This window comes from Archangium lipolyticum (assembly GCF_024623785.1).
Taxonomy (GTDB): Bacteria; Myxococcota; Myxococcia; order Myxococcales; family Myxococcaceae; genus Archangium; species Archangium lipolyticum.
Map to the genome: position 1 here is coordinate 686533 of NZ_JANKBZ010000002.1, position 24600 is coordinate 711132.

Here is a 24600-nt window from a genome sequence, read left to right on the forward strand (position 1 = left end):
CGCTGTCCAGCTGCCGGGTCGCTCGGCAGTGGAGCGGGCAGGGAACTTCTGGCCTAGGCTGCGCGCCATCTGGGAGGACAGCGTGGATACGACCGCACAGCATTTCGGACAGCCGCAGGGGGAGCAGGAAATCTCCACCATGTGTGACATCGTCGCTCAGGCGTTTGGCATGAGCCCGGACGAGATGCGCCCCTGGCTCAAGCGGGTCGAGGACGGGCAGGGCCAACAGAGGGTCCTGCGCGAGGGTGGCTCGGTGGTCGCCACGCTCGTCTTCATTCCCATGGGTCAATGGTTCGGTGGGCGCTCGGTGCCCATGGTGGGGGTCGGCGGGGTGGGCGTGGCTCCCGCCAGCCGGGGCCAGGGCACGGCCACCCGTCTGATGCAGGCGGGCCTCCGGGAATTGCGTGGCCAGGGCGTACCCCTCGTCAGCCTCTATCCCGCCACCCAGCCGCTCTACCGGCGCGTGGGCTTCGAGCAGGCCGGCTCGCGCTTCGAGATCCGCGTGCAGGTCCCAGGGCTCGACTTCCAGGAGAGGTCCCTCTCGCTGCGGCCGGTCCAGGCGTCCGACATGCCGGCCCTCCACGCGGTCTACCGCCGCCACGCGCAGCGGCAGCAGGGGTGGATCGATCGGACTCCGTATACCTGGAACCGCGTCACCCACCCCAAGGGAGAGACCGCCTATGGCTACCTCGTGGAGGGCTCCTCCGGGGTGGAGGGCTACCTCTTCCTCACGCGCCGGGCGGATCCGCGGAGCTTCAAGCAGGAGCTCAACCTCACGGACCTGGTGGCGCTCACCCCGGCCGCGTGCCGGCGGCTGCTGAGCTTCATCGGCGACCACCGCTCGCTGGCCACGGAGGTGGTGTGGCGCGGCGGTCCGGCGGACCCGATGCTCTTCCTGCTGCGCGAGCAGACGTACCAGGTGAAGCACCTCTTCTACTGGATGCTGCGCGTGCTGGACGTGCCCGCGGCCCTCCAGGCGCGTGGCTATCCGGCGGGGCTCTCGGGCTCACTGCACCTGGAGGTGGACGATGACCTCTTCCCGGAGAACCGGGGCCGTTTCGTGTTGGAGGTGGAGAACGGCGAGGCCGAGGTGCGCCCCGGAGGGGATGGGGACATGAAGCTGCACGTGCGCACGCTCGCGTCGCTCTACAGCGGCTTCCTCTCGCCCGCCGCCCTCCAGCTCGCCGGGGTGCTCGAGGCGGACGAGACCTCCCTGCGCACCGCCACGGCGCTCTTCTCCGGACCGCCGCCCTGCATGCCCGACATGTACTGAGCCTCGGGGTGATGCCTCCTGGCTCAGGTGGGCCGGCGGAACAGGAGCGACACGTTCGTTCCTCCGAACCCGAAGGAGTTGCTCATCACCGCGTCCACCCGGCGCTCTCGCGCCTTGTTGGGTACGCAGTCCAGCCGGATGCGCGGGTCCTGACGCTCCAGGTTGATGGTGGGCGGCAGGAACCCCCGGGTCAGCGCCAGGATGCTGATCGCCGCCTCCGCCGCACCGGCCGCCCCATTCATGTGGCCGGTCATCGACTTGGTGGAGGAGACCGCCAGCGAGGGGAGATGCTCGCCGAACACCGCCTCGATGGCTTCCGCCTCCAGGGCATCCCCGATGTCCGTGGAGGTTCCGTGTGCGTTGAGATACCCCACCTCCGCGGGGCTCATGGCCGCGTCCTTCAGCGCGAGCCGCATGGAGCGCCGCGCGCCCTCGTGTCCGGGCGCCGGGGTGGTGACATGGTGGGCGTCACTGCTGGCGCCGTAGCCCGCGAGCTCGGCGTGGATGCGCGCTCCCCGCGCCAGGGCGTGCTCCCGCTCCTCGAGCACCAGCATCGCCGCTCCTTCCGCGATGACGAATCCATCCCGGTCCACGTCGAAGGGACGGCTGGCCTTCTCCGGGGCATCGTTGCGCGTGGAGAGCGCCTTCATCGCGTTGAAGCCGGACACCGCCAGCAGACAGATGGGCGCCTCGGAGCCGCCCGTCACCGCCACATCGAAGTCGCCCCGCTCGATGCCCCGCATCGCTTCGCCAATGGCGTGGGCACTGGTGGAGCAGGCCGAGTTGGTGGCCCAGCTGGGGCCCTTGATGCCGTGGCGCATCGTGATGTAGCCGGCCGAGAGATTCACGATCATCTGGAGGATGAAGAACGGGCTCACGCGATCCGGGCCCTTCTCGAGGGCCTTCCGGTATGTCTCCTCCAGCGAGGAGATTCCGCCGACTCCGCTCCCGACGATCGCCGCCACGCGTTCGGCGTTGTCCGCCGTCACGCGGAAGCCCGAATCGGCCAGGGCCATGTCGGACGCCGCCACCGCCAGGTGCTCGAAGCGGTCCATCCTTCGCAGCTCCCGCCGGTCGATGAAGTCCTCCGGCTTGAAGTCAGGCACCTCGCCCGCGAAGCGCGTCTCCAACGCACTCGCATCGAACAGCGTGATGGGGCGGATTCCACTCCGGCCCTCGATGAGATTCCTCCAACTCGCCTCCACCCCGGTGCCACACGGAGTGATGAGCCCGAGCCCCGTCACCACCACGCGCCTGCGCTTCATGGGTCTCTCCTGGAATCGAACGGTCGTATGATTTTCGGGCATGCGTGGTCCTCGTGGGTTCGTCGTGGGGTGAAGAGGTCAGTTCATGGCCTGGGCCAACAGGTCGTCGAAGGCCGCGCGGGCGTGCTCCAGGGCCCTGGGGTTCTGAAGCAGCCGGTGCGAGTGGTGGTAGCTGAGCAGCAGCCCCTGGACGGAGAAGGCCAGCCGGTGCACATCCAGCCCGGCGCGCAACTGCTGCTGCTCCTGGGCCTGGCGCGCGAGCTTGACGATCATCAGCAGCAGGCTGCGCATCTGCGCCACCACGCTGTCCCGCACCGGTCCGGGGCAGTCATCGACCTCGGAGGAGGCGGAGAGCAGGATGCATCCGCCGGGAACCTCGGGGCGGCTCAGCCACGCCAGCCAGCACTCGAACAGCGTGCGCAGGCGCGGCAGTCCGGGTTCCATCTGAAGCGCTGGTTGGACGACCCGGGCGTTGAAGGCCTCCGATGTGAAGTCCAGGACCTCGAGCTGCAGGCTCTCCTTGGACCCGAAGTGGGCGAAGAGGCCGCCCTTGGACATCTGGGTCTCCTCGGCCAGCTTGCCAATGGTGAGCGCCTCCAACCCCTCCCGGCTGGCCACCCGCACGGCGGCCTCCAGGATGCGCTGGTGCGTCTGTTCTCGCTTGCCCACGGTGTCGGTCGTCCGTTCTTGAAGCCAAAGGATTATTACGATCGTTCGATTTCTGGCGCAACCGGCTGATGACCGGATTTCAGGGCACCCAGGGGCCGAGCCCCGCGGGGGCCCCACCACAGGCCTCGCGCAGCCGCGCGAGCGCCTCGTCATAGGTGAGGGTCTCCGCGGCTTCCTTCACGGTGGGGGAGACCCAGTCCCGCCACGAGCGGAGCACGGTGACGTGACGGCCGCTCTCGGCCTGGGTCTCGGAGAGGTGCACGAGCAACCGCTCCTCCAGTGCCTCGCGGGCCTTCGTCCACTCGCTGTCCTTGTCCAGGCGGACCACCCGGTCCCGCTCCACCGCCGACAGCAGGGCGCGCGCCTGGGGAGCGAGCCCCTCCAGCGAGCGGCGCCGCCGCGAGGGCTCCATGGCCACCCGGTACACCACGGGCCAGAGCGAGGCGTCCACGAAGGCCACCTTGCCTTCCACGAGCCGCACGGCGAGCACCTCGTCCGAGGCCCTCAGCATGCGTCCGAGCCGGTACATCAGCCGGCCCTTGGCGTGTGTCCTCCAGCTCCCATGCACCGGGCCTCCGGCCACGGCTTCGACGAGTGAGGTCACCCCAAAGGCCGGGACCTCCGTGACGACCTGCCGTTGCCGGATGAGCTCCAGGGCGTCGTGCTCGGTGTGGACCACGCTCGTGCTCCCTTCGGGGCCCGCCGCCAGGTACTCCGGACGGAGACCCACCGCATCGAACATGGGCCCGGGAGTGGCTCCTGGCCACGGGCGGGCTCCCAGGAGCGTGCGAGGAGTCGTCATGTAATGAACGCGGCCGGTATGCTCCGGGCCGGATCTCCGCGTCGCAGGAGGCAGCCCCGGTTGCTCGAGCAACTTCATGGACTCTGGCATTGGCTCTCCTCGTCGGACAGCGGCATGAAGGGCCCGCTCGTCTGGGCCATCCCCCTCCTGCTCGCGATGATGGTGCTCGAGGCCCTCGTGAGCGCGCTCACGCGGGACGGCCATTACGACGCGAGGGATCTGCTGGCGAACCTGGGAATCGGCATGGGCAACGCCGTGGCGAACCTCGTCTGGAGCCCGCTGGCCCTGGCCATGAATGGCCTCGTCTACGCACACACGCCGCTGCGCATGCCCGTGGACGCCGTCTGGGCCTGGGTGCTGCTCTTCTTCCTCGAGGACCTCTGCTACTACGTCTCCCACCGTGCCGAGCACGGGCTCCGCATCCTGTGGGCCTCGCATCAGGTGCACCACTCCTCGGAGCGCTTCAATCTCAGCATCGGCGTGCGCACGCCCTGGCTGCATGGCGCCTTCCTCTGGGTGTTCTGGGTGCCGCTGGCGCTGCTGGGGTTCTCCCCGCTGATGATCGTCACCCAGCAGGGGCTCAGCATGGTCTGGCAGTTCTTCTCCCATACCGGGCACGTGGGGCGGCTCGGCCCCCTCGAGCACCTGTTGAGCACGCCGTCGAACCACCGCGTCCATCACGCGCGCAATCCGGAGTACCTGGACAGGAACTTCGGCGGTGTTCTCATCCTCTGGGACCGCCTCTTCGGCACCTACATCCCCGAGCAGGCGTCCCCTGACTACGGACTGCCGGGAACTCCCCGCTCGTACAACCCGTTCATCCTGGTACTCCGCGTGTGGGGGGCACTCCTCCGGGATACCGCTCGTGCACCCTCGTGGAGGCGGCGCTTGCGCTGCCTCGTGGGCCCCCCATGAGCCACTCATGGAGGACTCGGGTATTCCGGACTCAAGGTTGTTTCTGATATCTCCGGAATACAAGCGATGCCCGGCCATGGTTGGGCCTGGAACACCCGGGGGGGTGCTCATGGAGATGAGGAGCAAGGGAATGGATGGCGCTCCACGAAAGTCGGCCCCGAGGCTGGACTCGGCCTCGGCCCAACTGGAGGTGTTGTGGAACGCGCCCCTGGGCATTGCCTTCGTGGACCGGGAGCTCCGGGTCCTGCGCATCAATCGGGCCCTGGCCGAGATGAAGGGCCTTCCGCTCCCTGAAGCGCACACGGGCAAGCTCCTCTCCGACGTGCTTCCGCCAGGCGAGGCCTCGAGGGAGCTCCTCGAGCGTGCCCGGCGCGTCCTCGCGACGGGTCAGCCCCTGGCGAATGTCGAGCTGGAGTGGGGGGCGCGGGAATCGCCAGGCAAGCACCGGTTCTCCCGAGTGAGCTGCCACCCCGTCCACGACGGTGTGGAGGTGGTGGGCCTCTGTGTGTACGTCGAGGACACCACCGAGCGGATTCTCGTGGAAGAAGCTCGCCTGGTGAGCGAGGCCGGGCTGAGGCGTCTGTTCGACTCGAACCTCATCGGCATCCTGGTCTGGGAGCGGACGGGGGGCATCCTGGAGGCCAATGGCCGGATCCTCGAGATGTTGGGGTACCACCGTGAGGACCTGAAGGGTGGGGGTCTCAACTGGCTCGCGCTCACTCCCCCCGAGCACGCGGGCGCCCACGAGCGGAGTCCCGAGGAGGTGTTCTCCGCCCAGGTGCCTTCCGAGCGGGTGTTCCTGTGCAAGGACGGGCGGCGGGTGCTGGTGCTCCTGGTGGGCGCCTTCTTCGAGGGCTCCAGGTCCGAGGGCATCACCTTCGTGCTCGACATCTCCGAGCAGAATCGCGCGCGTGAGGCCCTCCGCGAGAGCGAGCTGCGCCTGCGCGGCGTCGTGGCCGCCCTGTCCGAGGGCATCGTCTTCCACGATACCGCGGGCGCCATCGGGTTCTCCAACGCGGCCGCCTGCCGGCTGCTCGGCCTCACGCAGGATCAGCTGCTGGGCCGCACCTCCTTCGACCCGCGCTGGCGCGCCGTGAAGGAGGATGGCAGTCACTATCCGGGCGAAGAGCACCCGGCCATGCTCGCCCTGCGCACGGGGGCTCCCCAGCTCGACAAGGTGATGGGGGTCTACCGCCCGGATGGCACCCGGGTCTGGTTGTCCATCAACGCGCTTCCTCTCCCTGGCCCCGATGGAAGGACGCCCCTGGGGATGGTGGCGTCCTTCTTCGACATCACCGGGCGCAAGGAGACGGAGGAGGCACTCCGGGTGAGCGAGGAGCGCCTGCGGATGGCGATGGACTCGGCCGCCATCGGCACCTGGGACTTCAACCCGGTCACCCTCGGGCTGCTGTGGGACTCCCGCACCCGGGCCCTCTTCGGGCTGCCGCCGGACGCCCCGGTGGACTACGGCGTGTTCCTCTCGGGGCTTCACCCCGAGGATCGGGAGCGCACGGAGCAGGCCATCCAGTCGGCCCTGCGGCCGGAGAGCGGCGGGCACTATGACATCGAGTACCGCACCGTCGGCCTTCAGGACGGTGTCGAGCGGTGGATCGCGGCCCAGGGGCGTGCCTGGTTCGATGACAAGGGCCAGGCCTTCCGCTTCGTCGGCACGGTGCTGGAGATCACCCAGCGCAAGCGGGCCGAGGCCAGCGCGCGCTTCCTCTCGGACGCCAGCCGGCTCCTCGCGGAGCGCCTGGACAGGCCCGAGGAGATGCTCCAGCGGGTGGCCCGGCTCGTCGTCTCCACCTTTTCCACCTACTGCATCATGAGCGTGGTGCAGGAGGACGGCAGCGTGTCGCGTGTGGCCGCTGTGCACAGGGAGCCCGCCAAGGAGGACTTCATCCGGAGGTCCTCGAAGTTCGGGCCCGGAGCCCAGGAGTCGAGTCCCCTGTTGGAGGTGGTGCGCACCGGCAGGTCGAGCCTCGTCCGGGACTTCACCCCGGAGGTCCGGCAGCGCTATGCCGTCAGCCCCGAGCACCTGGACGTGATGAACGCGCTGGATGCCTGCTCGATGATGTGCGTGCCGATGCGGGCCCGGGGGCAGGTGGTCGGCCTGATGATCCTCTCGGCCGCCGCGCCCCAGCGGCGGTATGACGAGCAGGATCTCTCGCTGGCGGAGGAGCTGGCCCACCGGGTGGCCATGGCGCTCGAGAACATCCGCCTCTTCCGCGAGGCCAAGCAGGCCGTGGGGCTGCGCGACGAGTTCCTCTCCATCGCGAGCCACGAGCTGAAGACGCCGCTCACCTCGCTCAAGCTCCAGCACGCGCTCATCGACCGGTTCCTGGGGCCGGAGACCCGGGCGGCGGTGGGCCCGAGGCTCTCGGCGGCCATCCGGCAGGTGGAGCGGCTCTCCTCGCTCGTGGGCAGTCTGCTGGACGTGAGCCGCATCGGCGCCGGGCGGCTGACGCTCGAGCCCGTCGACATGGAGCTCACCCAGCTCATCCGCGAGGTGATGGATCGCTTCTCGGAGGTGTTCGCCCAGGCGGAGTGCACCGTGGACTTCCCCGCCACGCCGCCGGTGCGCGGGTACTGGGACCCCCTCCGGTTGGATCAGGTGCTCGTCAACCTGCTCTCCAACGCGGCCAAGTACGGGGCGGGCAAGCCCATCCGCGTGCGCGTGGCGGTGGAGGGGACGCTCGCCTCGGTGATGATCCAGGACGAGGGTATCGGCATCTCCCCCGAGCATCTGCCCCGCCTGTTCTCCCGGTTCGGGCGTGCGGTGTCGGAGCGGCACTACGGCGGGTTGGGGCTGGGGCTCTTCATCTCCAGGCAGATCATCGAGGCCATGGGGGGTAGCATCCGCGTGGAGAGCTGGCCCGCCCGGGGCTCCACCTTCACGGTGGAGCTACCGCTGGGCGCGGGCCCGCAGTAAACCCCGTGGGCTGGAGGTTCACCGTGGATCGCACGACGCTGCACTCAGACAAAGCACCGAAGGCCGTTGGTCCCTACTCGCAGGCCGTCGTGGTGGATACCACGCGGACCGTCTACCTCTCGGGCCAGACGCCCATCGAGCCCGCCACGGGCGAGCTGGTCCAGGGCGACGTGAAGGTGCAGACCGAGCGGGTGCTGGAGAACCTCCGCGCGGTGCTCTCTTCCGGTGGACTGGACTTCTCCCACGTCGTCCGGTGTGGCGTCTTCCTCGTCGACATGGCCGATTTCGCGGCGATGAACGAGGTCTACGGCCGCTACTTCCCCGGCAAGCCACCCGCGCGGACCACCGTGCAGGTGGCGGGGCTCCCCCTGGGGGCGCGGGTGGAGATCGACTGCATCGCGGTGGTCGCCCGCTGAAGCGCGACACCCGGGCGGGGGCACGAGCCGTCCCGGCCCCCGCCGGGTAGGGGCCTCAGGTGGTCTGGGGCCTCGGGGCCGGCACGGGCGCGGGCGTGGCCGCCGGCGTGGCCGCGGGAGCGGGCGCGTCGGCTTCCGCGCCCACGTGCATGCGGTGCCGCACCTCGGCGAAGCGGCCGGCCGCCTCGGGCTCGGGGGCGAGCAGTGACACCACCCAGCCCACCAGGAAGGCCAGCGGCATGGTGACGAGGCCCGGGTTCTTCAGCGGGAAGAGCGCGTCCTCGTGGCCCAGCAGGTCCACCTGCACCGTGGGCGACAGGAAGATGAACAGCACCGCGCTCACCGAGCCGGTGATCATGCTGGCCACCGCGCCGCGCGTGGTGAAGCCCTTCCAGGCCATGGACAGCAGCAGGGCGGGGAAGTTGGCGCTCGCGGCGATGGCGAAGGCCAGGCCCACCATGAAGGCCACGTTCTGCCCCTTGAAGACGATGCCCAGGAAGATGGCCAGGACGCCCAGGCCCAGGCTGGCCAGACGGGCCACGCGCAGCTGCTCGTGCTCCGGCGCCTTGCCCTTGCGCACCACGCTCGTCCACAGGTCGTGCGAGAGCGCCGCCGCACCCGACAGCGTCAGCCCGGCCACCACCGCGAGGATGGTGGCGAAGGCCACCGCGGAGATGAAGCCGAGGAAGGGCTTGCCGCCCACCGCCTCGGCCAGCATGGGCGCCGCCATGTTGCCGCCCTTGTCCACGAGCTTGATGGCATCGCGGCCCAGGAGCACCGAGGCACCGAAGCCGAGGATGAACGTCACCAGGTAGAAGTAGCCGATGAGGCCGGTGGCGTAGAACACGGAACCGCGCGCCGCCTTCGCGTTGGGCACCGTGTAGAAGCGCATGAGGATGTGGGGCAGGCCGGCCGTGCCGAACATCAGCGCCAGGCCCAGCGACACCGCCTCCAGCGGGCTGGACACCAGCTTGCCGGGGGCGAGCACCTCGGGGCCGTACTGGTCCGCCGCCGCCTGGAAGAGCGCCAGCGGGTTGAAGTTGAACTTCACCAGCACCATCAGCGCCAGCACCGTCGCGCCCGCCAGCAGCAGCACCGCCTTGACGATCTGCACCCACGTGGTGGCGATCATCCCGCCGAAGAGCACGTAGAGGATCATCACCACGCCCACGATGACGACGGCGGCCTCGTAGGACAGGCCGAACATCATGTGGATGAGGTTGCCGGCGCCCACCATCTGCGCGATGAGGTAGAAGCTCACCACGGCGAGCGTGCCCACCGCGGCGGAGATGCGCACCGGCGTCTGCTTGAGCCGGTAGGCCACCACGTCCGCGAAGGTGTACTTGCCCAGGTTGCGCAGGGGCTCGGCGATGAGGAACGTCACCACCGGCCAGCCCACCAGCCAGCCCACCGAGTAGATGAGGCCATCGAAGCCGGAGAGCGCCACCAGGCCGGCGATGCCCAGGAAGCTCGCGGCGCTCATGAAGTCACCGGCGAGCGCGAAGCCGTTCTGCACGGCGCTCACCCCGCCACCCGCCGTGAAGAACTCCGACGTCGTCTTCGTCTTGCGCGCCGCCCAATAGGTGATGGCGAGCGTGAAGCCCACGAACACCAGGAAGAAGACGATGGCGATGATGTTGGGCTCGCCAATCGAGGTCGCTGCCTGCTGTGGATTCATGGTGTGTTTCCCCTGTCAGCGACGGAACTGGTGGAGGGCCTTGTCGTACTTGTTGTTGGCCCACATGACGTAGATGCCGGTCAGCACCCAGGCGGCGGCGATGACCAGCGCGCCCAGGAGGATGCCGAGTGAGAGCCCCGGGGCGAGCAGCTTGCCCATGAGCGGCTTGTCGAAGGCCACGAGCAGGATGAAGCCGAAGTAGGACACCAACGTGCCCGCGGTGAGGACGGCGGCCACGCGCCATCGCGCCGCCGCCAGGGTTTCGAGCTCTTCGGCCTTTGTCTTCTGGGACATGGTGCGGGGGTCTCCTTGGATGGGCACGCACGCATCCCATGAGCAACGCTCATTCCAGGCTTCAGCCTGAAGGGTCTCGCGGACTTGGCGCCTGCCACATCGCGTCAGACGTGTCGAAAGGTAACGTCCCCGTCACCCCGGTAACGCCGGTAACACCGTTCCCCCGCCCCTCGGAGTCCCCACCAGGCATCCGCTCACGGAGGCCTCCCCGGGGCTCATTGCTCCGCCTCCGGGAGGTGTCCATCCCTTCACACATCCAGGGGGTGGAAGCCGATGACACGCGAGCGGTACCAGAGGGAGGGGCAGCCGGGCGAAGCGCACGGCCAGGGTGACCCGGCATCCTCGGCGCTGCCCTTGCCGACGCTGCGTGTCATGGACGCCATCGCGCTCATCGTGGGCATCGTGGTGGGGGCGGGCATCTTCCGGACGCCCTCCCTGGTGGCGCAGAACTCGACGGGCCTGGCCTCCGTGCTGCTGTTGTGGGGCCTCGGCGGGCTGGTCTCCCTCATCGGGGCCATGTGTTACGCGGAGCTGGCCAGCACCTGGCCCAACGCTGGAGGGGACTACCACTACATCCGCCGGGCGCTTGGGGAGTCGCTGGCCTTCCTGTTCGCCTGGGCGCGGCTGACGGTCATCCCCACGGGCTCCATCGCGTTGCTGGGGTTCATCTTCGGGGACTACGCCTCCCAACTGCTGCCGCTGGGTGCGCACTCGTCCGCCATCTACGCCGCGCTCTCGGTGGTGGTGCTCACCGGGCTGAACGTGGCCGGCATCCGGTTGGGCAAGTGGACACAGAACCTGCTCACGGTGGCGGTGGTGGCGGGGTTGGGAATGGTCATCGTCGCCGGGCTCTTGTCCTCGCCGGCCGTTCCTCCACCGGCCACCGGGGCGATGGCGGGAGGAGCGGGCCATGCCGGTTGGGGACTGGCGATGGTGTTCGTGCTGCTGACGTACGGCGGCTGGAACGAGGCGGCCTACATCTCCAGCGAGGTGCGCGGAAGCCGTCGCGGCATCGCCTCCGCACTGCTGTGGAGCCTGGTGGCCGTCACCTGCCTCTACCTGCTGGCCAATCTGGCCTACCTGAAGGCGCTGGGGCTCTCTGGGGTGGCGCAATCGGATGCCGTGGCGGCGGAGCTCCTGCGGCGCGTGGCCGGGCCCGGGGGCGCTCAGCTCATCAGCCTGCTCATCTGCGCGGCGGTGCTCACCTCGTCCAACGCCACCGTCCTCATGGGCTCGCGCACGAACTACGCGCTGGGACGCGACTTCCCGATGTTCGCCCCCCTGGGGCGGTGGAGCGCCCGGGCGGGCTCGCCGGTGAACGCACTGTTGATGCAGGGGACGCTCTCCCTGGCGCTGGTGGGCGTGGGCGCCATCACCCGGCGGGGCTTCGAGACGATGGTGGAGTACACCGCGCCCGTCTTCTGGTTCTTCTTCCTGATGACGGGCGTGTCGCTGCTGGTGCTGCGCCGGCGCGAGCCGGACGTGGTGCGCCCCTTCCGCGTGCCGCTCTACCCGCTCACGCCGCTGCTGTTCTGCGCGACGTGCGCATATCTCCTCTATTCGAGCCTCGCCTACACCGGGGCCGGGGCGCTCGTTGGCGTGGCGGTGCTGGCCACGGGGCTGGTGCCGCTGGTGCTCATGCGGCGGAAGGCCCGCCCGCGAAAGAATCCGTTGCACGGAGGTCGTACACCATGGGGAATCGGAAGGCAGCGATCGGCGTAGCACTGTTGGCGGGGCTGGGGCTCGGGGGCGGAGCGCTCGCCACGCAGGCCCCGGAGGGGCAGGACCCCTCGGACTTCGTCTACGTCCCTCCCAACCCGGGGCGGGCGGAGCTCCCCGAGCGGGCACCAGACGTGCCGTACGTGCCCACCTCACAGACGCTGGTGGACGCGATGCTGGAGCTGGCGGGCGTGCGGCAGGGAGACGTGGTGTACGACCTGGGCTCGGGGGACGGCCGCATCGTCGTCACGGCGGCGAAGAAGTACGGCGTGCACGGGGTGGGCATCGACATCAACCCCGAGCGCATCCAGGAGGCCGAGGCCAACGCACAGGCCGCGGGCGTTCAGCGGCTCACGGAGTTCCGGCAGCAGGACATCTTCAAGGCGGACATCGGGGATGCCTCGGTGGTGACGATGTACCTGCTGCCGAGCGTCAACAACCGGATGAAGCCCAAGCTGCTGCGGGACCTGGCGCCGGGGACGCGCATCGTCTCGCACGCCTTCGACATCGAGGGATGGGAGCCGCTCAAGACCATCGAGGTGGAGGGGACCACGCTCTACCTGTGGGTCGTTCCCGAGAACCCGTCCCAGGTGCGGTAGCCCACCGGGGCAGTGCAGTGATTGGCTTTGCTCGGTGTTGCCTGACACCGAGCAGAGCCGCTGATTCCTTTCCCACACAGTCTCTCGCCCACCGTGGCTCTCGCGCGGGGCCGGGGTCTATATGTCGGACCATCGCCCGAGGCCCCGCGCATGAGTGCTCGACCCAACATCTACGCCCCCGATATCTGGAACAATCCACACGCCTTCTACTCCTCGCTGCGGCGCGAGGCGCCGGTCAGCCAGGTGGAGCCAGGCGGCTTGTGGGCAGTGACCCGTTACGAGGATGCGCTCCACGTCCTCAAGAACCCGCAGATCTTCTCGTCGCAGGGTCTGCGCGCGGCTACCCAGCCGGCCTGGCTCGGGCAACGCAACCCGGTGAGTGACTCCATCCTGGTGTTGGATCCACCGGAGCACACCCGCCTGCGCTCGCTCATTACCCGCACCTTCTCCGCCCCGGGCGTGGCCCGCCTGGAGTCCTTCGTCCGCTCCAATGCCGAGTCGATCGTCGCCGACATGCTGGCGCGCCGCCGGGTGGACTTCGTCGAGTCCATGGGCCTGACGCTGCCCTCGCGCACCATGAGCGCGTTGCTGGGACTGGACACCTCGCTGGCACCGCGTTTCAAGGGCTGGGCGGATGCCATCGTGAGCTTCGGCATCACCCCTCCGGACGCCACGGAGCGGCAGGCCGAGCTGCGCGCCACCCTGACCGAGCTCAAGCAGCACCTGGGACAGGTCCTGGAGCTGCGCCGGCGCGAGCCCGGCCACGACGTGGTCAGCGATCTCCTCCAGGCCCGGGCTCAAGGCGGGGTCGTCTCGGATGACGAGCTGCTGGGTTTCCTCGTCCTGCTGCTGGTCGCGGGACTGGAGACGACGTACGACCTGCTGGGACTCTGCGGGCTGATGCTGGTGGACCAGCCGGACATCTGGGCGCGCTTGAAGGCGGACCGCTCGCTGGTTCCGAAGTTCGTCGAGGAGGTGCTGCGCTTCGAGTCGCCCTCTCAGTCCACCATGCGCATCACCACCCAGGAGACCGAGCTGGGTGGGGTCCGGCTGCCCAAGGGGGCGGTATTGATGGTGCAGTTCGTCTCGGCCAACCGGGACGAGTCGGCCTTTCCCAATCCCCACCGCTTCGACCTGGACCGCACGGGCGCGCCGCACCTGGGCTTCGGCCATGGCATCCACTTCTGCGTGGGTGCTCCCCTGGCCCGGTTGGAGGCGCGGCTGGCCGTGGAGGTGCTGCTCGAACGTTGCTCCAAGCTGGTACGCGAGCCCGGGCCGGTCCAGTGGAACACGGCGGTGACCACCCGAGGGCCCGCGGTGCTGCACCTGGAACTTCACCCGGCCTGAGTGGCGGGTGGCTCAGGCCCGGATGCGGGGGATGCCCAGCCGCTGGCGCTTCTCCCAGAGCGCCTTGCGGCTGATGCCCAGCCGGCGTGCCAGCTCCGTCTCCCCCAGCTTGTCCTGGTGCTCCAGCACGAAGCGGCGGAAGTACTCCTCCAGTGAGTCCGGCGAAGCGCTGCCCTCGATGCCGGGCTCCGGCAGCTCGTGCGTCTCGAAGGTGATGTTTCCACCAGGCTCCAGCGCGAGCAGCCCGGGCGTGACGACTGGCCCATCGGCGAGGATGACGGCGCGCTCGATGGCGTTCTCCAGCTCGCGCACGTTGCCCGGCCAGGGATGCGTGGTGATGGTCGCGAGCGCCTCGGGCGAGAAGGTGGCTGGCGGCCGGTTGAGCCGCTGACATGCCTTCTCCAACAGGTGCTTCGCGAGCGCCGGGATGTCCTCGCCGCGCTCGCGCAGGGGCGGCAGCTTGATCTCCACCACGCGAAGCCGGAAGTAGAGGTCCTGCCGGAAGGCGCCCTCCTGGACGCGCTTGGGCAGGTCCCGGTGGGTGGCCGCGACGATGCGCACGTCCACCTTGCGCGAGCGGGTCGCTCCCACGCGCCGCACCTCGCCGTCCTGCATCATCCGCAGCAGGCGGGCCTGCGCGGGGGGGGGCAGCTCGCCAATCTCGTCGAGGAAGAGCGTGCCCCCGTCCGCGCTCTCCACCAGGCCCGCGTGCGCGGTCTGCGCTCCGGTGAAGGCTCCCTTCTCGTGCCCGAACAGCTCGGACTCCAGCAGACCCTCGGGGATGGCGGCGCAGTTGACGGCCACCAGCGGGCCGTCGCGCCGGGGGCTCTGGGCGTGGAGCGCCCGCGCCACCAGCTCCTTGCCCGTACCGGACTCGCCCAGCACCAGCACCGTGGCCGGCGAGGCCGCCACCTTGCGGATGCGCTCGAAGGCGTCGCGCATGGCCGGGCAGTTGCCCACCATCCCGTTCACCGCGTACGTGCGCTCCACCTCGCGCTTCAGCGCCGCGTTCTGCCGGTTCAGCCGGCCCTCGCGCAGCACGCGCTCCACCTGCAGCAGCAGCTCGTCATGGTCGAAGGGCTTGGCGATGTAGTCCACCGCCCCCAGCTTCATCGCCTCCACCGCCGAGCGCACCGTGGCGTAGCTGGTCATGATGAGCACCGGCACGGCTGGCGCCTTGGCGATGATGTCCGTACCCGCCGCACCCGGCAGGCGCAGGTCGCTCAGGATGAGGTCGAACGAGTCCAGCTCGTGGTCGGCCTCGGCTTCGTGTACGGCGCCGGCCTCGGCCACGTCGTGCCCTGCCCGCGTCAACAGGCGGCGCAGCTCGGTGCGGATGACGGGCTCGTCCTCGATGACCAGGATGCGGCTCATAGGTGCTTGCCCCCCTGTCCGAGGCCGCTCGCGGGGGCCCGGCGGATTCTCGGAAGGCTTGACCGTAAGGGTAGTCCCTCGGACCCGTCCTCTGTCCACCTCCAAACGGATTGACGAGGTGCGTCATGCCCGGCGCGCCGAGCGAGCCCGCTGGTGCGGCTCGCATCGGAGAAGGCCCTGAGCCGCTCGCTTCCTCAGGGCACCGCCACGGCGCTCCCTCCATCCACGCGCAGCAGCGCCCCGTGGATGTAGTTCGCCAGCGGGCTCGCCAGGAAGGCCACGGCATGCGCCACATCCTTCGGCACGCCGATCCGTGCCTGCGGCGTCGGGTAGTACTCCTCGACGAGGTGGTCCTTGACCTCTTCCCAGGTCTTTCCCCAGCCACGCTGCACACCCATCATGAACATGTGGGTCTGCATCGACTCGGTCTGGATCAGACCCGGGCTGACCGTGTTCACGGTGATGCCCGAATCGGCCAGCTCGAGCGCGAGGCTCGCGGTCAGGTGGTTCATGGCCGCCTTGGACGCTCCATAGGCCGCCATGTCCGCGAGCGGGCGGGTCGATACGTTGCTCGAGATCTGGATGATGCGTCCGAAGCGAGCCTCCTTCATCGCGGGGACGAGCGCATGGATGAGCTCGATCGAGGCCACGACGTTGATCCGGTAGGTCCGTTGCCACTCCTCGGGGGGCGGAGTGAACCAGCCAGGCATCGCGAAGCCAGGGGCGTTGTTGACGAGGATGTCCACCCCGCCGAGCCGTTCCCGGGCCTCCGCCGCGAGGCGCCATCCCGCCCCCGAAGGCTCGAGGTCGACGACGAGGGGGACGGCCTGACCTCCTGCGTCGTGGATGGATTTGGCGATGGCGTGGACGCGCTCGGCATTGCGGCCGTGGACGGCCACGGTGGCACCCTCGGCCGCCAGGGTCCGGGCGATCTCCTCGCCAATGCCCATGCTGCTGCCAGTGATGAGGGCGCGTTTGCCCTCGAGCTCCAGATTCATGGAAGCCTCGATGTCCTTGTTGGGGGAGGAGCCGCTCAGGCCACCAGGCGCTCGAAGTCGATGCCCAGGTCCTGGCAGAGGATTTGTGCCGAGGCGCGGCCGCTGCCCGCGCTGATGCTGCCACCCGGGTGGGTGCTCGAGCCGGTCATGTAGAGCCCGTCGATCGGCGTGCGGTACTGGCCCCAACCCGGCAGCGGCCGCATGGCCATCGACTGGAAGAGATAGTTGCCGAGGTGGGTCGATTCCCCCTCGATGAAGGCGGCGTTGCGTCGCTCGATCTCCCGCGGGTTGATGATCTTCCGGTGGATGAGGGTCGACGCGCTCATGTTGGTCGTGTGCCGCTCCAGGTGCGCGAACACCTCGTTGGCCACGTCCATCTCGATTTCATCCCACTTCTCCGCTCCTTGCTCGAGGTGATAGGGCGCGTAGCAGTGCAGGTAGCCGGTGTGCTTGCCGGGCGGTGCGCGCGTGGGATCGAACAGCGTCTGCGTGACCATGGCCGGTACATCCGGCCGGAGCTGGCCGCGCTGGAGATCCTCGAAGTAGCGGCGGAACTCCCTCCGTGTCGCGGGGGAGAACTCGACCATGGCGGAGCGATTGACCTCCTCGCCAGCCTTGTAGCGGGGCGCCTCCTGGAGGGCCATGACCTGACAGAAGGACTGGAAGGGATTGATCTTCAGACGGCGCACGCGGTGGGGCATCTCGGCGGGCAGCTCCCCGGGCTCGAGCATCCCGAGGAAGAGCTGCTTGACGTTGACACCGGACACCACGGCCCTCCGTGCCGTGAGCGTCTCGCCCGTCTCGAGCTCCACCCCGGTGGCTCTCCCTCCTCGCACGAGGATCCGCCGCACGCCGCTCCGGGTGCGCACCGTGGCTCCGTGGTCACGCAGACATTCCGCCAGCTTGTCGACGAGCACCCCGCTTCCCCCCTCGGGCACGCCGATGCCGAAGCGGTGGATGAAGGGGGTGAGCATGTAGAGGTGGCTCCCCGAGCCCACCTCGTGCGGATCGAAGATGACCTCGCTGGCCTGGCGGGCCATGGCGATCTTGAGCCGGTCATCCTCGAACCACTCGTCGAGTAGCTGCATGCCGCTCAGCATCAAGGCATGCATCGTCTCCTGTCCCGCATCGCTCTGGTCGAGCATCGAGAAGAGCTGTCCGGTGGGCGGACAGGCGGAGAACATCGTGGGCAACATCATCTCCAGCCCGGCCCCCGCCCATGCGCAGAACCGCCTGTAGGCCTCCGCGTCGCGCGCCGAGAACTTCTCTGCGATGGAGGCGCAGGTGCGATCGATGTCGCGGTAGCAGATGAAGGAGCTGTCGTCGGGAAAGACGACCGAGTAGAGGATGTCCGGGTAGTGGTATTTGAGCCCGTACTTCGACATCAGCCCGAGCTCGTCGTCGAGGAGGAGCGGGTTGGCCTGGATGGTGATGTGGCAGGTCGACGCGGGGTCGGACTTGAATCCCGGGCCGCACAGCTCGCGAGTCACGCAGCCGCCACCGAGCCCGCCGCTCTTCTCGAGGACACAGACGTCGAGTCCCGCCCTGGCCAGATAGGCCGCGGTGGTCATGCCGTTGTGGCCAGAGCCAATGACAATCACATCGTAGGCGGGGTTCTTCATGGCGCCTTCCTGGTTGCGCCGTCCGTATCCCCCACGTGGTTGTAGGCGGCGGTGATGCCCAGCATGGGCCGGATGCTCTCGGGGAGCTGCGGCCCCGCGTAGTAGATGGCGTAGAGGATCTTGTCGAAGAGCACCTGGAAGGAGAGGTTGCTGGACACCAGCTCCTCGAGCCGCGGGTCGAGGGTGACGGGGAAACCCTTGCGCACCTCGAGGAGGTGGGTCTTCATCCGTTCCCAGACATGGATGACGAGTAACATCTCCATGAAGTCCGGCCGCTGGAATTGGGGCGGGAAGGGGCTGGGTTGCGACGTCGCTCCATTGTTCTCCGCGATGAGGAAGACGCGCACGGTGTTGACCAGCAGGTTCAACATGCACAGGAATCCCGTGTAGAACTCCCGGTCACCCGCCAGGTCCCGCATGGGCGTGACGGAATCCACGTCCGCGAAGGTGCCATTGACGAGCACGTTCTGCGGCTCGATGCACTGCCCGTTCTTGAAATGCTGGGCGTCGCTCGGGAAGTACCCCAGCAGCATCAGCTTCGCGACGAGCTTCAGCCACGAGTCCAGGACCCATTCGGGAGCCACCTCGTGCTTGAGGGTGTCGTAGATGAGCCGGGTGTTCTGTTGGAAGCCCGCGGTGCTGGTGCGGCTGCTCTCCATGGCCAGTGCGCCCGCGAAGTGGCTCACACGGGGGAAGGGGGCCTTGGGAAACCAGTAGACGTAGCAGGCCAGCCCGCCCTCCAGCTCGCCCTGGGCTATCTCCAGGGAGAAGCCGGACAGGAGTGGCAGGAGTCGGGCGCGGAACTCCGCCTCCACTTCAGGGGACCAGCGAATCACCAACAAGGGCACGGGGAGTCCGCCCAGTTCGCCGAACTTCGCCAGAAAGCCGCTCTGGACTTCCGCGGCCCGCTGGGCCTCGGAGAGGCCTTCCGCGAGCGTCAACGCGCCCGGAATCTTGCGTTCCTGGATGAGGAAGTACTCCAGCGCGTTCAGCACCGAGTGTCGCTGGTATCGCTCGAAGGGCCGCTCGTGCATGACGTGGAGGAAGGCCTGCTGATCCGCGCACCGCAGGTCCCCGCCCTTGATGGCCAGCACGCTGTCTCCAGGCCCGCGTATGTAGAAGGCCCGGAAGTGTCCCGAGGGACGGAAGAGCCTCTCCGTCTCGAAGGTGTTGTTGGTGGGCGGTATGGGGATTTCCCGCCGCAGATTCTCCAGCTCGGCGGCCACCCAGGGTTCCGTCTCGCGCAGGTGCTTCCACAGCACGGGGGCGGAGAGGGCCACATCCCAGGCGAGGAGCGAGGCAGGGGCGCTCTGCTTCTTGGCAATGGATGTATTCATGTGGTTTGGGGTTGGAGGCCGAACCGCTGCTGGAGGACACACGCGCTGAGGGCGGACAGGAGGATGGGATCCATCGCGTTCCGGGTGGGAAGGTCCATGCCGGGCAGCCGGTCGAGCAGTGCGAGGAACTTCTGGGGGTCATAGAAGGGCAGGGCGCGGAAGGCCGGTCCCCGCAGCGTGTCCTGCACCAGCTCGTAGAACCGGCTCCCCTGCGAGAGGGTCGACGGCGGCGCCATGAACGGGTGCTTCTGTCTCCGGTAGACGGCATCCGTCAGCACGGGTTTCGCCGCCTCGCGCAGCACGTACTTCTCCGTCGTGCCGCGGATCTTCTGCGAGATGGGGAAGGTCCGCGCCAGCTCCACCAGGTGATGGTCGAGGAAGGGCAACCGTCCCTCGATGGAGTTGGCCATCTCCATCCGGTCTCCCAGCAGGCTCAAGACGTAGTTGGGCAGCCCGCACTTGGACCAGAGATAGAGCGACTGGTTGACGGGGGCGCGCCCGGTGAGCTGTCCGCGCACATCCAATCCGCCGAGGAACAGGCGGTAGGCGTCCCGGCCCGCGAAGTGTGCCGCGAACTGCTGGGAGAAGAGTCCGCGGCCATGGGTCGCGATGTTGGAGAAGCTCGCGAGGAAGGAGGGGACGAAGCCGAGCACCCGCGAGATGCTGGCGTTCTCCGGGTTGTTCGCGTCGGGCAGCAGGGTGCCACGCGAGACCTGGTTCGCGGCCCGGAGATCCTCCAGGGCCCGCTCGAGGGCCGCTGGATCCTGCCCCCGCTTGTTGTAGAGCAGCATGTCCCGGCGGAAGTGCGGGTAGCCGGCGAGCACCTCATCGGAGCCCTCGCCCGTGAGGACGACCTTGTAGCCCGCCTTCCGCACGGCGCGGCTGAGCATGAACTTGGCGACGCTGTTGGCATTGATGAGGAAGGACTCCCCGTGCCAGACGGCATCCGCGAAGTGGTCGGCGAGATCCTCCTGGCGCACGGGGATGGGCGTGAAGCTCGCTCCCGCCTTCTTCGCCATCTCCTCCGCGATGGAGGACTCGTCATATTCGGGGCGGTCGAATCCGAGCGTGAAGGCGTGGATGGGCTTGCTGCATTGCCGCTGCGCCAGGCCCAGGACGGCACACGAGTCCAGCCCGCCGCTCAGGTAGAGGCCCACGGGAACGTCCGCGTGGAGGCGGAGGCGGATGGCTTCATCCAGGGCCGTGCGGAACCGCTCGACGTAGGTCTCCGTCTCCTGGGGGGCTGCCTGTGCTTCCTCGGCCGGGTAGTCGAAGTCCCAGTACTTCAGGACCTGGAACTGTCCCTCCGTCGCCAGTCCATAGTGCCCGGGAGGAATCTGGTGGATGCCCTCGAAGAGGGTCCTGTCCTGGAGCGGGTTGAGCAGGTGGTGGAACTGGAAGACGGACTCATGATCCCACCGGGCGGGCACGCCAGCGGCGAACAGGGCCTTGGCCTCCGAGGCGAAATACAGTGTGTCGCCGTGCCGGGCGTAGAAGAGCGGTTTGATGCCGAACCGGTCCCTCGCCACGAAGAGCAACCGGTTGCGCTCGTCCCACAGCGCCAGCGAGAACTCGCCCCGAAGGTGGTGGAGGCACTGCGGACCATATTCCTCGTACAGGTGGAGGACGATCTCGCTGTCGGAGCGGGTGCGGAAGCGGTGCCCACGTTCTTCCAGCTCACGCCGGATGCGCTGGAAGTCGTAGAGCTCACCATTGACGACCACTCGCAGGGATTCGTCCTCGTTGGTGAGCGGCTGATCTCCGGTGCTGAGATCGATGATGCTGAGCCGGGCATGCCCCAGCCCGACGCGCCCGTCACCCCGGAGCCAGTACCGCTGCGCGTCGGGTCCGCGATGGTGAAGGGCACGGGTGGCGCCAGCCAGTACGTCTGGGGAAATGGGCGCTTCCTTGGACAACAGGGCGACGAATCCACACATACATCCTCACCAGGTTCGCGTAGGAGAAAGGAACAGCTTCGGGGCCATCAGAAGGAGAGCGACTCCACCGACTCGCTCTCCTCGGACAGCAACTCATCGGCGGCCGAGCGCCTGTTGAACAGCGGGTACTCCATGGGGCTGGGACCCTCGGCGACGACCATGGCCACGGCGAACCCGGCGCTGTGGCTCAAGCTCAGCTTGAACCGGTGGATGCCGAGCTGCTGGGCGATCTGGTGCGCGGCCCCGGACAGCCGGAGCTCTGGCTTTCCGTCGGGGGCACTGAGCACCTCCAGCTCGTGCCAGTGCAGTCCCTCGGGAGCCCCGAGCGCCTTGATGACCGCCTCCTTCGCCGCGAAGCGCGCCGCGAAGTGCTGCCCTGGCTGCTTGCGGCCGCGGCAATACGTCCGCTCCGCCTCCGTGAAGACGCGCTCCTCGAACCGCCCGTCATGCCTTTCCAACGCCTTGGACAGGCGCCCGATCTCGCACAGATCGATGCCAATGCCGATGACCATGGATGACTCCCACTTCCGTGCTTCGTACCGTGCTGCGTGGTGTGAGCCCGAGGGAGTCGCGCTCCCTCGGGACCGCGTGAACCGCTCTACGGCTGCGCCGACATGAGCGAGTAGAGGTCGCCGACGGTCTTCAGCTTCTTCTCGACCCCGTCGTCGATCTCGACATTGAAAGCCTTCTCCAGGGCGCTGCAGATCTCGACCATCTCGGTCGAGTCCACATCCAGATCGTCCTTGAGGGAGATCCTGGCGTTGATCTCCTCGATCTTCCGCTCGAGCAGGTTGGACAGGATGTTGTTGATCTTCGATTCGACTTCTTGCCGCATGGGAATGTCCTCGATGTGTTGTGGGGTTTGTTTGTCTACCTGCCCGAGTCGCGGCGGATGACCAGCGACGCGTTCATGCCGCCGGAGCCGCGCGAGTTGATCAGGACGGCATCCAGCTGGTTGACCGTGGTGGCCTGGGTGACCACGGACAATCCCAGACCCGGATCCTGCTGCTTCAGGCCGACCGTGGGCGGGAGCTGGCGGTGCTCGAGAGCCAACGCGCCCCAGGCCGTGTCCAACGCACCGGCCGCCCCATACAGGTGGCCGGTCATGGACTTGGGGGCCGTCACGGGCAGGCGGTGGCAGAGGTCTCCGAACACCTTCTGGATGGCGGTGGCCTCCTGCTGGTCTCCTTCCCGGGTGGCGAGCCCGTCCGCCAGCAGCAGGTGGATGTCCCTGGGCTCGAGTCCGGCATCCTTCAAGGCACCGGACATGGCGCGCGACAGGCCTCCTTCCTCGGGCGGGAGCGTGGCCGGGTGGCACGCGTCGCTCGACAGGCCGAAGCCGTCGATCTCCGCGTAGACATGGGCACCGCGCCGCAGGGCGTGCTCCCGCTCCTCGAGCAGCAGGAAGGTGGCGCCCTCACCCGGCAGCAGGCCCTGCCGCGACACGTCGAACGGGCGGTAGGCCCGGGGCGTGGTGGCGTCCTGGCCTCCGGCGATGACCCCTTCCGTCACGCAGGCCAGGTAGGCGAAGGGCGTGAGGGGGGCTTCCGCTCCACCCGCGAGGATGATGTCCGCGGCGCCCTGGGCGATCGTGCGCGCCGCATAGCCGATGCTCACCAGGCCGCTGGCGCGGTCACACACCAGCGTCTTGCTGTGGCCCCGGAGCTCGAACAGGATGGAGATCTGCCCCTGCGGAGCGGCCGGGAACCAGGCGGTTGCCTGGAAGGGGCTGAGCTCCTTGTAGCCCAGGGTGTGAAGCTTGCGCAGCTCCCGGTCGGTGAAATCCCAGCCACCGAGGCAGTTGCCCACGAAGACACCGAAGCGCTCACGGTTGACCTTCTGCAGGTCGACCGAGCCATCCTCCAGCGCGAGCTTCGACGCGGCCACCGAGTACTGGGTGTACGGATCCAGCTTGCGTGCCAACCGCATGGGCATGAAGTCGGAGGGGGTGAAGGCCTCCAGCGCGCCTCCCTCCCAGCCGGAGCGCTCCGCCAGCTCGTTGCCGGTGATGGGGCGGATGGATTGCTTGCCAGAGAGGGTGCTGGCCCAGGCGTTGCGCTTGCCGATACCGCCAGGGGTGAGCATTCCAAGGCCGGTGATGACGACGCGGCGGCTCATCGCAGACCTCCAACGAAATCAGGGTTCGAGAAGACAACGGCGCTGTGGATGCCAGAGAACCCGCTCGCCTCCTTGAGGACGACATCGAGCTTCTGCTGGATGCTCTTGTTGGGCACGTAGTGCAGGTCGCAGGCTGGGTCGGGCGTCTCGTAGTTGATCGTCGGAGGCAGCTTCCCGGTGTGCAGGGCGAGCAGGGCCGAGATGCTCTCGAGGACGTTGGCGGCGGCCAGGGGGTGGCCCACCATGGACTTCAGCGAGCTGACGTGGATCTCATAGGCGTGCTTGCCGAGCACCTCCTTGAGCGCCGTCGTCTCGTTGACGTCGTTCTGACGGGTGGAGCTGCCGTGCGCGGAGACGTAGCTGATCTCCCCCGGGAGGACGCGAGCGTCCTCGAGGGCCGCGCGCAGGGCCCGCGACAGATCGTGGCCGTCCGGCGGCAGGTCCGTCATGTGGAAGGCGTTGTTGCAGGAGCCGAACCCTCGCACCTCGGCGTAGATGGGGGCGTTGCGCCGCAGGGCGTGCTGGCGCTCCTCGAGGATGAGGATGCCGGCGCCCTCGCCGAGCACGAAGCCGTCGCGGTCGGCATCGAAGGGGCGCGACGCCTGGTGCGGAGCGGCGTTGCGCTTGCTGGAGAGCGCGCCGACGACGTCGAAGGCTCCCATGGCGATGGGGGTGATGGGCGCCTCGGCGGCGCCGCAGATCATCACGTCCGCCTCATTCGAGCGGATGCGATCCAGGGAGAACCCGATGGCATCCAACCCCGCGGTGCAGCCGGTGCTCAGGGTGAAGCAGGGCCCGAAAGCCTTGTACTCGGAGGCGAGCTCCGCCGAGGCCACGTTGAAGGTGGCGCCCTGGTAGAGCCAGCGCTGGGCCCACGCTCCGTTCAGGGGCGCGGTGCCCCGCTCGGTGAGCACCAGGAACTCCTCCTCCATGAAGCGGGTGCCGCAGATGGCGTTGGCCACGCACACGCCCAGCCGCTCGTGGTCCAGCTTCTGGAAGTCGAGCTTCGAGTCCCCCGTGGCCATGCGCGCCGCCGCCAGGGCGAACTGGGCATAGCGGTCCATGCGGCGGATCTGCTCCTCCCTCAGTCCGAGCTCCCGCGGCCGGAAGTCCTTCACCAGTCCGGCGATCCTGGACCTCAGACCCTCGAGCGGGAACCGGTCCACCTCGAAGATGCCGGACCTCCCCTCCAGGGTGTTGCTCCAGAAGTCCTTCAGGCCGATCCCGTTCGGGGCGATGATGCCCATCCCGGTAACGACGACACGTCGCTCTTTGTTGTTATGTGTTTTCACTTGTTGCCGCTCC

At 68.3% G+C, this 24600-nt stretch carries 21 protein-coding genes; 7 read left to right on the plus strand and 14 right to left on the minus strand.

Annotated features, from left to right (window positions below; genetic code table 11):
- The first annotated feature begins 82 nt into the window (after positions 1-82).
- Positions 83-1273: a GNAT family N-acetyltransferase gene (locus NR810_RS06500; RefSeq protein ID WP_257449028.1), complete on the plus strand. Its 1191-nt coding sequence runs from the start codon at positions 83-85 to the stop codon at positions 1271-1273.
- Between the two features lie 23 nt (positions 1274-1296).
- Here the strand turns inward: NR810_RS06500 and fabF are convergent, their stop codons facing one another.
- The 3 genes from fabF to NR810_RS06515 form a co-directional block, all read right to left on the minus strand.
- Complete coding sequence (gene fabF / locus NR810_RS06505; protein ID WP_257449030.1) at positions 1297-2538, minus strand: beta-ketoacyl-ACP synthase II; 1242 nt, start codon at positions 2536-2538, stop codon at positions 1297-1299.
- A 78-nt stretch (positions 2539-2616) separates the two neighbouring features.
- A complete protein-coding gene (locus tag NR810_RS06510; RefSeq protein WP_257449032.1) occupies positions 2617-3207 on the minus strand; it encodes a TetR/AcrR family transcriptional regulator in 591 nt (196 codons plus the stop codon).
- Positions 3208-3286: 79 nt separating this feature from the next.
- Positions 3287-3949 (minus strand): RNA methyltransferase, encoded by a 663-nt coding sequence (locus tag NR810_RS06515; RefSeq protein ID WP_257449034.1) that lies wholly within the window; start codon positions 3947-3949, stop codon positions 3287-3289.
- Positions 3950-4069: 120 nt separating this feature from the next.
- Between NR810_RS06515 and NR810_RS06520 the strand changes: the two genes are divergently transcribed.
- From NR810_RS06520 to NR810_RS06530, 3 genes are all read left to right on the plus strand, one after another.
- Positions 4070-4924 (plus strand): sterol desaturase family protein, encoded by an 855-nt coding sequence (locus NR810_RS06520; RefSeq protein ID WP_257449036.1) that lies wholly within the window; start codon positions 4070-4072, stop codon positions 4922-4924.
- 130 nt (positions 4925-5054) lie between these two features.
- Positions 5055-7856, plus strand: coding sequence for a PAS domain-containing sensor histidine kinase (locus tag NR810_RS06525; RefSeq protein ID WP_257449038.1), 2802 nt, complete (start codon positions 5055-5057; stop codon positions 7854-7856).
- A 23-nt stretch (positions 7857-7879) separates the two neighbouring features.
- Positions 7880-8272: a RidA family protein gene (locus NR810_RS06530; protein ID WP_257449041.1), complete on the plus strand. Its 393-nt coding sequence runs from the start codon at positions 7880-7882 to the stop codon at positions 8270-8272.
- 55 nt (positions 8273-8327) lie between these two features.
- Here NR810_RS06530 and NR810_RS06535 read toward each other — a convergent pair whose 3' ends face one another.
- Both NR810_RS06535 and NR810_RS06540 read right to left on the minus strand, forming a co-directional pair.
- Positions 8328-9950: a sodium:solute symporter family transporter gene (locus NR810_RS06535; protein WP_257449043.1), complete on the minus strand. Its 1623-nt coding sequence runs from the start codon at positions 9948-9950 to the stop codon at positions 8328-8330.
- 15 nt (positions 9951-9965) lie between these two features.
- Complete coding sequence (locus NR810_RS06540) at positions 9966-10244, minus strand: DUF485 domain-containing protein (protein ID WP_257449045.1); 279 nt, start codon at positions 10242-10244, stop codon at positions 9966-9968.
- Between the two features lie 273 nt (positions 10245-10517).
- Here NR810_RS06540 and NR810_RS06545 point away from each other — a divergent pair, with 273 nt between their 5' ends.
- The 3 genes from NR810_RS06545 to NR810_RS06555 all read left to right on the plus strand — a co-directional run bounded on the left by NR810_RS06545 (position 10518) and on the right by NR810_RS06555 (position 13909).
- Complete coding sequence (locus tag NR810_RS06545; protein ID WP_257449047.1) at positions 10518-11966, plus strand: APC family permease; 1449 nt, start codon at positions 10518-10520, stop codon at positions 11964-11966.
- A complete protein-coding gene (locus tag NR810_RS06550; RefSeq protein ID WP_257449049.1) occupies positions 11936-12562 on the plus strand; it encodes an SAM-dependent methyltransferase in 627 nt (208 codons plus the stop codon). The genes NR810_RS06545 and NR810_RS06550 overlap by 31 nt, the downstream gene beginning before the upstream one ends.
- Positions 12563-12712: 150 nt before the next feature.
- Positions 12713-13909 (plus strand): cytochrome P450, encoded by a 1197-nt coding sequence (locus NR810_RS06555; protein WP_257449051.1) that lies wholly within the window; start codon positions 12713-12715, stop codon positions 13907-13909.
- A 12-nt stretch (positions 13910-13921) separates the two neighbouring features.
- Here NR810_RS06555 and NR810_RS06560 read toward each other — a convergent pair whose 3' ends face one another.
- The 9 genes from NR810_RS06560 to NR810_RS06600 all read right to left on the minus strand — a co-directional run bounded on the left by NR810_RS06560 (position 13922) and on the right by NR810_RS06600 (position 24587).
- Positions 13922-15283, minus strand: a complete 1362-nt coding sequence (locus NR810_RS06560; RefSeq protein ID WP_257449061.1) for a sigma-54-dependent transcriptional regulator — start codon at positions 15281-15283, stop codon at positions 13922-13924.
- A gap of 194 nt (positions 15284-15477) precedes the next feature.
- Positions 15478-16281, minus strand: a complete 804-nt coding sequence (locus NR810_RS06565; protein ID WP_257449062.1) for an SDR family NAD(P)-dependent oxidoreductase — start codon at positions 16279-16281, stop codon at positions 15478-15480.
- A gap of 35 nt (positions 16282-16316) precedes the next feature.
- Positions 16317-17903, minus strand: a complete 1587-nt coding sequence (locus tag NR810_RS06570) for a phytoene desaturase family protein (RefSeq protein ID WP_257449064.1) — start codon at positions 17901-17903, stop codon at positions 16317-16319.
- A complete protein-coding gene (locus NR810_RS06575) occupies positions 17900-19240 on the minus strand; it encodes a hypothetical protein (RefSeq protein WP_257449066.1) in 1341 nt (446 codons plus the stop codon). Before NR810_RS06575 ends, NR810_RS06570 begins: the two co-directional genes overlap by 4 nt.
- Positions 19237-21177 carry an asparagine synthase (glutamine-hydrolyzing) gene (gene asnB / locus NR810_RS06580; protein ID WP_257449068.1) on the minus strand — a complete coding sequence of 647 codons (1941 nt, stop codon included), beginning with the start codon at positions 21175-21177 and terminating at the stop codon, positions 19237-19239. The genes NR810_RS06575 and asnB overlap by 4 nt, the downstream gene beginning before the upstream one ends.
- A 47-nt stretch (positions 21178-21224) precedes the next feature.
- A complete protein-coding gene (locus NR810_RS06585) occupies positions 21225-21689 on the minus strand; it encodes a holo-ACP synthase (protein ID WP_257449070.1) in 465 nt (154 codons plus the stop codon).
- An 86-nt stretch (positions 21690-21775) separates the two neighbouring features.
- Positions 21776-22012 (minus strand): acyl carrier protein, encoded by a 237-nt coding sequence (locus NR810_RS06590; protein ID WP_257449072.1) that lies wholly within the window; start codon positions 22010-22012, stop codon positions 21776-21778.
- 35 nt (positions 22013-22047) lie between these two features.
- Complete coding sequence (locus NR810_RS06595; RefSeq protein ID WP_257449074.1) at positions 22048-23295, minus strand: beta-ketoacyl-[acyl-carrier-protein] synthase family protein; 1248 nt, start codon at positions 23293-23295, stop codon at positions 22048-22050.
- Complete coding sequence (locus NR810_RS06600; protein ID WP_257449076.1) at positions 23292-24587, minus strand: beta-ketoacyl-[acyl-carrier-protein] synthase family protein; 1296 nt, start codon at positions 24585-24587, stop codon at positions 23292-23294. Before NR810_RS06600 ends, NR810_RS06595 begins: the two co-directional genes overlap by 4 nt.
- Positions 24588-24600: the final 13 nt, after the last annotated feature.